This window comes from Chitinophaga sp. (genome assembly GCF_036569125.1).
Classification (GTDB): domain Bacteria; phylum Bacteroidota; class Bacteroidia; order Chitinophagales; family Chitinophagaceae; genus Chitinophaga.
Window position 1 is genome coordinate 1 of sequence record NZ_DATCRF010000564.1, and the last position, 10,124, is coordinate 10,124.

Below are 10,124 nucleotides of genomic sequence, written 5' to 3' on the forward strand. Positions count from 1 at the left end.
GAATATCAGTACCTGGGTTCAGCTAAACCTAATACTTACATCAACCTGCTGGTTGATACCAAAGATGCAAGCGTATTATATGAAGGTACGTTAGTAGACTGGGTTGCAGACGGAGAAATTCTTGACCGTGTGTATATTTCAACCCCCACTAAAAGGCTCTTTAATAAAAAAAACGGGGATGATATTACTTTATCGGAAGGTTGTAAAATAGAAATAGAATCAGACGGTATTTTATGCATTCCCTATTGCAATGTTATTAATATGCATATCCAGTTTATAAAAGCAATTGCTTTTGAAAGCGATGCTATGCTGGAAGAAGATGCTACAGTTGAAGCCGTAAACGCCATAAGCGAAGAAGACCTGAATGCCCCAACACAACAAGAATAACCCAGCTCTTTATCTATTTCTTACCTTTGCTGTATGCTTATACCCGTTAAACAGCAGTGGAAAATAGCCGTGTTGGATATGTATGAAGGCGTGCCCAATGAGGGGATGCGCTGTATACGGGAAATACTGGCGGATTATAGCGCTACGCACGGGTTACAGCTGCAGGCAGATGAGTTTGAAGTGCGCCTTGCAAACGAGGCGCCTGATCTTTCCTACGATATTTATATCTCTACCGGCGGGCCTGGCAGCCCGGTAGACAGTGCAGGCGGCGATTGGGAAAAGGCCTACTTTGGCCTGGTGCAAAACCTGATAAGGTGGAATGAAAGCGCGGAAGTAAAGAAGCCGATGCTGTTTATATGCCACTCCTTTCAGCTTATGTGCCGCTATTTTGAGCTGGGGCAGGTATGCAGGCGCCGGTCGCCCGCATTTGGCGTGTTCCCGGTGCATAAAACCGATGCGGGCGAACAGGAGCCTTTATTGCAGCAGCTGCCGGAACCGTTCTACGTGGTAGACAGCCGCAACTGGCAGGTGATTGGCCTGCAGCCGGCAAAACTGCAGGCTATGGGTGCACAGGTGCTGGCTATAGAAAAGGAACGCCCGCATGTGCCGCTGGAAAGGGCCGTGATGGCTATCCGTTTTAATGCCCATTTCCTGGGCACGCAATTTCACCCGGAGGCTGATGCGGCGGGCATGCGCAAATACTTACTAGAGGACGATAAAAGGCAGCATGTAGTAGCTACCTATGGGGCAGAGAAATATGAAAGCATGCTGGAACAGCTAACCGATCCGGGAAAGATAACGCTGACGCATAACCGCTTTATTCCTACCTTCCTGAACGATATTATTTTCGGACCACTGCCGCAGGTTCACACACCGCTGATAACCAAGTTATGATACCCTCTTTACGTACATATTATAACGAGCATTTTACTACCGGTAAATACCAGGCTTTCCTGGACAGCCTGGCTGCTGAAGCCGGGGAAGCGCCTGCCTTCCGTGTAGCAGAAACGCCGGTGTTTATACCGGCTGCCCTTACCAGCAAGCTGGTGCAGGCCTGTGAAGAGGTGGTGGAGGTAATATTACGTCCTGATTTCAAAGACATCACCCGCGACGCTATTCCCAATGCGCTGAAGGTACCGGCGGAGAATACGCACCCGCATTTCCTGATCATTGATTTTGCAGTATGCCGGCAGGAGAACGGAGAGCTGGCGCCGCAGCTGATAGAGCTGCAGGGCTTCCCTACCCTGTTTGCTTTCCAGGAGGTAATGGCCCGGCAATTCAAACATCATTTTAATATACCCGGTACCGTTACCAATTTCTTTAACGGGCTGGATGGGGACAGTTATTTTAAATTGCTGCAGCAGCTGATCGTTGGGGACAATGACCCGCAGGAGGTAATATTGCTGGAAGTAGCGCCCCAGCTGCAAAAAACAAGGGTAGACTTTTACTGTACGCAAAAACGCCTGGGCATAAACCCGGTATGCGTAACGGAGCTTATACAGGAGGGCGCCAATCTTTATTATAATAGTAACGGCAAACAAACACCCATAAAACGTATATACAACCGGGTTATATTTGATGACCTGATCAAACAGCAGGCCACGCTGGGCAGCTATCCCAACCTGTTCCAGCACCTGGATGTGGAATGGATCACCCACCCCAATTGGTTTTACCGCATCAGCAAATTTATGCTGCCGCTTATACAAAGCCCCTTTGCCCCCAAGAGCTGGTACCTGCACACCTTGCCGGTAATACCTGCCGACCTCGAAAATTATGTGCTAAAGCCCCTGTTCTCCTTTGCAGGGCAGGGTGTGATCATAGATGTAACGCCTGCAGATATTGATAATATTAAAGACCCCGAAAACTGGATCCTGCAGCACAAAGTGCAGTACGCCCCTGTTATTTATACGCCCAGCGGCCCGGCGCATTGCGAAATACGGATGATGTATATATGGCCGGACGGCAGCCCCCGCCCACTGCTGGTGCACAACCTGGCCCGTATCAGTAAAGGAAAAATGATAGGCGTGAGCAATAATGCCCAGGATACCTGGGTGGGCGGCAGCTGCTGCTTTTTTGAGAGCTGAGAAAAGGCTGAAAGCGGAAAGCATAAAGCATAAAGCTGAGTATGTTTTGCTGAGCCCCATGTATGTTGACTTTAAGCTTTGCCCTTTCTGCTTTATGCTTTCCGCTTTCTGCTTTATGCTTTCTGCTTTATGCTTTCCGCTCCCCAACATATACACTGCGTACTCCCCTCTTACTTTTACATTGAAATATTTTTTTATAATTTAACCGCAAATCCTGAGAACCCTTATGTTTGGAAACACAGCCCTGGATGTAGCCATTAGCCTGATATTTATTTACCTGCTTTATAGTTTGCTGGCTTCGATCATACAGGAAATGATAGCCCGCATTTTTAACCTGCGCGCCCGCTTTCTTACCAAAGCCCTTCGCCGTATACTGGATAATGATCCCCGTGGTAACCCGTTGGGGTGGCTGGGACAGTTCACCTTTTTTACCTGGTTCTATGAGCTGGGATGGAGTGTGATCTATTTTTTTGCGCCCTTTAAGAACAGCCCTTTCCTGAAAAAGTTCTATACTGAACCGGGCATTCACTCGCTGGGAGAAAGCAGATCATCCAGCCGCCCATCTTATATAAGCCCGCAGCTATTTTCCCAAACCCTGATGCACCTGCTGCGCGGCCCTGGCTATGACAGCAGCACTCAACAGGAAGCTGCCCTGGTAAAACAAAACCTGGAAAGCGGCCTGCCGCAGCTGGGGCAGCCTACACGCAAGCATTTGCTTAACCTGCTGGAAGATGCGCAGCGGGATGCAGAACGCTTCCGCAATAAAGTGGAACAATGGTTTGATGAAGTAATGGCCCGCACCAGCGGCTGGTACCGCAAACAGATCCAGCTGCTGCTGATCATTATCGGGTTTATTATTGCCTGGCAATTCAACGTGGATTCCATTGCCATTGCCCGCATACTTACCAAAGACAAAAAAGCCAGGGAGCAGCTGGTTAGCCTGGCTACCCAACGTTATGAGCTGTACGGCCAGTGGAAAGACAGCCTGAAACGTACCCTGGTAATTAAACAGGACACCATACGCATAGGAGATAGTATCTTTGTAAAGCCGGATACGGTGTACCAGGTAAGCCTGGAAGATGCCATGCTGGATAGCCTGTACCGCAGCCTGACTACCGATGCGGCAGATATACAGAATATACTAGGCATTAACCGTGGTAATTGTAAGGATACTGCCGCTACCGATACCGCCTATACGCAAATTCACCAGCGGCTGGATTCTATTGCAGGCAAGCTGCTATCGGCCCCTGAGCTGCAAAAATACAAGCAGGCTATGCAAACGGTGGCTAAACGGAAAGTGGGCTGCTATACGCACCCCTACCAGCAGAACGGCTGGCTGGTATTCCTGGGATGGGTGATCACTGCGCTGGCCGTGTCACTGGGCGCGCCCTTCTGGTTTGACCTGCTGAACCGCGTGGTTAAGATACGAACAGGCGGGCCGCAGGTTACCACTACTACTGTACAGCAAACCAAATAAATATACCGCTTATGCAACGCACTAACTTTTCGTCCGGCGCACCCTGGGAAAACAAAGTTGGCTACTCCCGTGCCGTTAGGGTGGGTAATGTGGTAGAGGTATCCGGCACTGTGGCGGCTGATGGAGATAAAGTGATGGGTGAGGGTAACGCCTATGCACAAACCAAATATATACTGGCCCGCATAGAAGCTGCGCTGGTGGCTGCCGGCGCCAGCCTGCACGATGTAGTACGCACCCGTATGTTTGTAACTGATATTTCTAAATGGGAAGAGATCGGACGGGCGCACGGAGAGTTTTTCCAGAGCATAAAACCCGTAACCACCATGGTAGAGGTGAGCCGTTTAATAGATAAACGGTTCTTGGTGGAGATTGAGGCAACGGCGATAGTTTAATTGCGAATTATTTAATTACGAATTACGAATTGAGTAGTTCGTAATTAGAGTTTACAAATTATGAATTGTGCTGAGCGGATGACATAATCTCCGCTGTATTATAATTCGTAATTCGTAATTAAATAATTGGCATTGAGCATTATGCGCCGAATTTCTCCTGCCAGCTTAACATGCCGCCGGTGAGGTTCTTTACATTCTCAAAGCCCATGGTTTCCAGCACCATGGCTGCCTGACCGCTGCGGTTACCGCTACGGCAGTATACAATTACTTCTTTATCTTTCAGGCCTTCTATTTCGTCTATCTGCATAGCGCGGATATCGCCGAGAGGTACTAAAGTACCGCCTATGTTAAATTCAGCGTTTTCATGCGGCTCCCGTACATCTACTAAATTCAGCTGTTCGCCGCTGTCTAAACGTTTTTTTACTTCTTCTGGTGTTATATTTTCCATGGTTGTATTGTTTTTTAAGGTGAAAGCGGAAAGCTGAAAGCAAAAAGCATTTGTATTGATCCAAGACCTTTATGCTTTGCGCTTTATGCTTTGCGCTACTTAGAACTATCTGCCGTAGCAGTATCTTTTACCGGCCGGGTGGCGGCCAGCCATATATCAATGGTTTCGCCGGCCCGTACCCTGTTCAGGTCGCCGATGCTGTTATGGCGGGGCGGTACCTGCTTGGTTACAAAAGCATTGGCGGTATCTGTTACAGAGGCATCTATTAACACGGTACCCAGGTTCAGGTTACTGGCGCTCAGGATCTCCCGTGCTTCCAGGTAGGTAAGACCGGTAAGATCCGGTACCGGGTTCTCTATGCTGCCGGTGCCGCTGCTCAGCACCAATGTAATGTTACTGCCTTCGGGGATCATTTTACCTGCCTTTACGGTCTTACCGTTCAGTAATTGCTGTAATACGGTATTGGTAGCAAAATCCGGTTTATAAATAGTGTCTCCTACGTTCAGGCGGCGGCTGTGCAGCGTCATTTCAGCACTGCGGAAAGTAAGTCCTTCCAGGTCGGGCATGGCCACCATGGGGGGTACTACTTTGTTTACGGTGAGGTAAATGGTACGGCCTACCTTTACTTCAGCGCCGGTTTCAGGCTGCTGCTCCCATACGCTTAGCGCGGGAATACTGTCTAAATAAATAGAATCCCGCACGTCTGCTTCAAAGCCGGCTTTTTCCAGCAGCATAATGGCTTCCTTCACATTCTTACGGCGTACGTCCGGTACTTTTAAAGTTTCATTGTGCCGGGTTATGATGCCCAGCAATGAAAAGAACAGGATACCGAGCACCACCAGCAATCCTATTGCTACTAATAAGTTAAATCTAAAAGAGCGTCTGGTAATTTTTTCAAACACGATTTTTTGTTTTATGTTGAGCTGAAAGCTGAAAGCCGAAAGCATAAAGCACAAAGCGCCTACAGAGATTGAAGACCTTTCTGCTTTAAGCTTTTTGCTTTATGCTTTTTGCTTTAAGCTTTTTGCTTTATGCTTTGCGCTTTAAGCTTTTTGCTTTAGGCATTCTTCAATTAACATGCCGTAAAATTCCTGCAAGGTGCGGCCGGAAGCCCTTACCTGCTGCGGCACCAGGCTGTTTTCAGACTGGCCGGGCATGGTGTTCACTTCCAGGAAGAACAGCTTACCGGTGGCCTCTTCCCATATAAAATCTACGCGCACAATACCGCGGCAATTCAGCCTGTCATACAGCACGCGGGCGGTTTGCTGCACGCGCTGCGTGATCTCATCCGGCACCTGTGCGGGCGTAATTTCCTGGGATACGCCGGGCGTATACTTGGCTTCGTAATCAAAGAATTCCTTGCTGCTGATCACCTCTGTAATGGGCAGCACGGTGAGCTGGCCATTTACCTTAAATAAGCCGCAGGTAAGCTCACGGCCTTTGATAAACTCTTCTATCAGCACCTGGGCATCTTCCTTGAAAGCTTTTTCTATGGCGGCGGGCAGCTCGGCTGCCTTTGTTACTTTAGACATGCCAATGCTGCTGCCTCCTTCTGCCGGTTTTACAAATACAGGCAGGCGCAGCTGCTGTAACAGCGCGGCGGCATCAAAAGGCTGATCCTTAAAAATATGAACAGACTTAGACACGTTCACCACATCCAGTGCGGCTACGATCTTATTGCAATAGCTTTTGTTAAACGTAAGGGCGGAGGTTACCATGCCGCAGCTGGTATAGGGTATGCCCAGCATTTCAAAATAGCCCTGCAGGCGGCCATCTTCCCCGGGTGTACCATGGATGCCTATAAAAACAGCGTCAAAAGTAACCTTGCTGCCGTTGAGGGTGAGGCTGAAATCATTTTTATCGATCTCCGCCGTTTTGCCATCTGCGCCGGTATAGGTCCAGCTGCTGCGGCTGATGGCGATCTTGTATACATTGTACTTACTGCTGTCCAGCTGTTTTTCTATTACGGCTGCGCTTTGTACGGATATTACGGCTTCACCGGAATATCCGCCGGCTACCAATGCAATATTTTTTTTCATCTGTTAATGATTCGTCTTTTTATTGGTCTGCTGGAGCTTTGTATTATCCCCCGTGGCGCTCCAATGAAAGCGGCCCGGTTACATAAATACCTTTCCTATAAGCGGGTAAAGATAAAAGAAAAAACCCTTATTTCCCCAAACCTTCGTTACCGCTGTCCAGCACGTATTTCCAGCCGCCGGCGGCGCTCTTTCTCCAGATAGTAACGTAGGTGCCGCGGGAACTGGTATCTGCGGTGGTAAAGGTATAGGTGCCATAGGTGTAGCCCAGCTCCCCGGAGGCGGCCACCTTAACAAAGGTGGGTTCCCAGGTAAGGGTAATACCGCTATCATTCATACGCTCTATGTACTTCACGGCTTCCGGCCCTACAATGGGGTAATGGTGCTGGCGCAGTAATACGGCGGCACTATCGGCATAAGCCAGGAAAGCCAGGCGTAGGCCTTTTTCTTTGGAAAGACGGGAAAACGCAACGTCGGCATGCCGTAAGGACTCCTCCCCGCCTGCGTTGTCGCCGGTGGCCGGTGTTTGGCAGGAGGCGAGCCCTAACAGGAATATACTGAATGCTAACAAGGTATGCTGCATATGAACGGTGATTTGCACATGTAAATAAAACGAAAAAAGGAGAAAAGGCATACGCCTCTCTCCTTTTTATTATAAGCTTCCTGTAATAATATATTAAATATGCAGTTTCTCTTTCTTGGCTAACAGCTCATCTACTGTTTCCTGGTACATTTCATCCGGTACGCAACAATCTACCGGGCAAACGGCGGCACACTGCGGTTCTTCATGAAAGCCCTGACACTCTGTACATTTATTGGGTACAATATAATAGGTATCCACGCTTATCGGAGCGTTGGCCTGATCTGCATCTATTGTTGTACCTTCCTTCAGGGTATAGGAGCCCTTTACCGTAGTACCATCTGCAATACGCCATTCAACGCCACCTTCATAAATTGCATTGTTGGGGCATTCTGGTTCGCAGGCGCCACAATTAATACATTCATCTGTTATCTTAATTGCCATAGTATAAACTTTTTGTTTAAGTGGTAAGCCATTAATTTTGTGAACAAAAATAGAACTTCCCTGATTAAAAGTTTAAATATTTCTTATCGTTTCATGAACAACACGCAAAAAACAGCCGCTTTATTACGTTTACGCGAATACCTGACCAGTAATGATGAAGCCCTGCAACAGGTTAAGGTACAGGCTTCCCAGGTCAATGGCTGGTTTACGCCTGCATTCATAGATACTGCCATTCAAAATATCTGCCAATATTACCTGGATGAGACCTTGCTGAATAACTGGCTGGCAGCTTATCCCCAGCCTGCGGGGCAGCTTCCTAAAACCGTTGGCATTACGGCTGCCGGGAATATTCCACTGGTGGGCTTTCACGACTGGCTCTGCGGTTTTGTGAGCGGGCACCGTGTAAAGATGAAATTATCGTCTAAAGATACCCTGCTGTTACAGCACCTGCTGCAAGTGATGAGTAGCTGGTACCCCGAAACTGCCCAACAGACCACAATCAGTGAAATGCTGAAGGATTGCGACGCCTACATTGCTACGGGCAGCAACAACTCGGCCCGGTACTTTGAATATTATTTTTCCCGCTTTCCGCATATTATACGCCGCAACCGTACTTCTGCAGCCCTGCTTACAGGGAACGAAACAGCCGCGGAGCTGGAGGCCCTGGCAGATGATATGATGCTGTATTTTGGCCTGGGCTGCCGCAATGTAACCAAGATCTTTGTTCCGGAAGGGTACGACTTTACCCCCCTGCTACAGGCGCATGAAAGAAAGTATGCGCACCTGATGGAACATCATAAGTACAAGAATAATTACGATTATAACCTGGCGCTGTTGCTGCTGAACAGCAGCCCTTACCTGACCAATGGCAGCCTGCTGGTGCAGGAGCATGAATCCCTGTTCTCTGCCATCAGCGTGCTGCATTACGGCTATTATGAGGATGCGGCTGCCCTGGCAACCAGCCTGTTAGCTAACCCTGACCTGCAATGCCTGGTGGGCCGGGATCTTACGCCTTTTGGACTGGCACAGCAACCTTCACTGACGGATTATGCGGATGGAGTTGATACGCTGGCGTTTTTGCGCAGCTTATAGCCGCGCAAAAACGCGTTCATGGTCCATGGTCGATGGTCCATTGCCTGCTGCAAGGTGAGATTGTGCGGGGAAGGTTAGCGGGTTATATTACTTGCAGCATATCCGAACGAAGCAGGCTATGGACCGTTGACTATGGTCCGTGGACGGGCGGGCGAAGCACCGCCGAACAGAATGTCGGTTTTAGTTGTTATTATGACAGGAAAAAGCGGCACTTTTAACCCAAGCTGACAGTTTTTAATTCTCTCAGGGCTATGCTTTTAACTATTCATTAATGATTCATATAAAAATGTGTTAAAGTGATATTTGCCAAAATGCTTTGATTAAACAGGAGCCTTAAATTTGTATCAAAGGCATGTAAATTGATACATACCCTGAGAGAACAAATGTCTACTTTAACAATAAATACTCACTTATATGAAATTTCGACAAATTGCTGCGACTGTGCTTATTAGTACGGCCACTGCCTTTGCCAGCATATTTGTTTACAGCAAATATTTGCAACCCCGGCAGGCAGGTCCCTATCAAAATGGCTCCAACAACATTCCTGTGAACTACACCAGCTACATGCCTGGTACCGATGCCAAGAACATAGCCCCGCCCACTGATTTTCAGTCGGCTGCAAAGATTGCATTGCCGGGTGTAGTGCACATCAAAACAAAGATCAATCCCAAACAGGTTACCAATAACCTGCAAAAAAGAAGAAGCATTCTGCAGGATCTTTTTGGCGATGATTTCTTTGGCGATGAGTTCCAGGGTGAAGGCGGCGGACGCCGTTATTATGTGCCCGGGCAAATGGCCTCCGGTTCCGGTGTGCTGATCTCTGACGATGGTTATATTGTTACCAACAACCACGTGGTAGACCAGGCCGATGAAATTGATGTAACGCTGAACAATAACCGTAATTACAAGGCCAAGGTAGTGGGTGTTGATCCCAACACGGACCTGGCGGTAATTAAGATAGATACCAAGAACGCTCCTTACTTATTATATGGTAACTCTGACGATGTACAGATCGGTCAGTGGGTGCTGGCAGTAGGTTATCCCTTAAACCTGGAAACCACCGTAACTGCCGGTATTGTGAGCGCCAAAGCCCGTACCATTGGTATTAACAAACGTAACCGCCGTTCTGCCATTGAATCCTTTATTCAAACAGATGCTGCGGTGAACCAGGGTAACAGTGGCGG

At 48.3% G+C, this 10,124-nt stretch carries 12 protein-coding genes; 7 read left to right on the top strand and 5 right to left on the bottom strand.

The features are described 5' to 3' along the window. The 5 genes from VIM87_RS21215 to VIM87_RS21235 form a co-directional block, all read left to right on the top strand. The coding region (locus tag VIM87_RS21215; RefSeq protein ID WP_331998943.1) for a hypothetical protein at positions 1-387 on the top strand (387 nt) is incomplete at its 5' end. Between the two features lie 33 nt (positions 388-420). Beyond that, the gene (locus VIM87_RS21220) at positions 421-1,281 is read left to right on the top strand and encodes a type 1 glutamine amidotransferase (RefSeq protein WP_331998944.1); all 861 of its coding nucleotides are present in this window, start codon (positions 421-423) and stop codon (positions 1,279-1,281) included. After that, positions 1,278-2,471: a hypothetical protein gene (locus tag VIM87_RS21225; RefSeq protein ID WP_331998945.1), complete on the top strand. Its 1,194-nt coding sequence runs from the start codon at positions 1,278-1,280 to the stop codon at positions 2,469-2,471. Before VIM87_RS21220 ends, VIM87_RS21225 begins: the two co-directional genes overlap by 4 nt. Positions 2,472-2,697: 226 nt before the next feature. After that, complete coding sequence (locus VIM87_RS21230) at positions 2,698-3,948, top strand: hypothetical protein (RefSeq protein ID WP_331998946.1); 1,251 nt, start codon at positions 2,698-2,700, stop codon at positions 3,946-3,948. Positions 3,949-3,959: 11 nt separating this feature from the next. Further along, positions 3,960-4,340 carry a RidA family protein gene (locus tag VIM87_RS21235; RefSeq protein ID WP_331998947.1) on the top strand — a complete coding sequence of 127 codons (381 nt, stop codon included), beginning with the start codon at positions 3,960-3,962 and terminating at the stop codon, positions 4,338-4,340. A 139-nt stretch (positions 4,341-4,479) separates the two neighbouring features. On the opposite strand, the gene VIM87_RS21240 is transcribed toward VIM87_RS21235, so the two are convergent. From VIM87_RS21240 to VIM87_RS21260, 5 genes are all read right to left on the bottom strand, one after another. Beyond that, a complete protein-coding gene (locus VIM87_RS21240) occupies positions 4,480-4,788 on the bottom strand; it encodes a rhodanese-like domain-containing protein (RefSeq protein WP_089912168.1) in 309 nt (102 codons plus the stop codon). 95 nt (positions 4,789-4,883) lie between these two features. Continuing rightward, the gene (locus tag VIM87_RS21245; RefSeq protein ID WP_331998948.1) at positions 4,884-5,690 is read right to left on the bottom strand and encodes a PASTA domain-containing protein; all 807 of its coding nucleotides are present in this window, start codon (positions 5,688-5,690) and stop codon (positions 4,884-4,886) included. Positions 5,691-5,831: 141 nt separating this feature from the next. Beyond that, positions 5,832-6,827 carry a D-alanine--D-alanine ligase gene (locus tag VIM87_RS21250; protein WP_331998949.1) on the bottom strand — a complete coding sequence of 332 codons (996 nt, stop codon included), beginning with the start codon at positions 6,825-6,827 and terminating at the stop codon, positions 5,832-5,834. 127 nt (positions 6,828-6,954) lie between these two features. After that, on the bottom strand, positions 6,955-7,407 hold the full coding sequence (locus VIM87_RS21255) for a DUF4440 domain-containing protein (RefSeq protein WP_331998950.1): 453 nt from the start codon (positions 7,405-7,407) through the stop codon (positions 6,955-6,957). A gap of 93 nt (positions 7,408-7,500) precedes the next feature. Beyond that, positions 7,501-7,848 (bottom strand): 4Fe-4S dicluster domain-containing protein, encoded by a 348-nt coding sequence (locus VIM87_RS21260; protein ID WP_089912180.1) that lies wholly within the window; start codon positions 7,846-7,848, stop codon positions 7,501-7,503. Positions 7,849-7,941: 93 nt separating this feature from the next. Here VIM87_RS21260 and VIM87_RS21265 point away from each other — a divergent pair, with 93 nt between their 5' ends. After that, entirely contained in the window at positions 7,942-8,940 is a 999-nt protein-coding gene (locus VIM87_RS21265) for an acyl-CoA reductase (RefSeq protein ID WP_331998951.1), read from the top strand. A 414-nt stretch (positions 8,941-9,354) separates the two neighbouring features. Beyond that, the coding region (locus tag VIM87_RS21270) for a S1C family serine protease (protein WP_331998952.1) at positions 9,355-10,124 on the top strand (770 nt) is incomplete at its 3' end.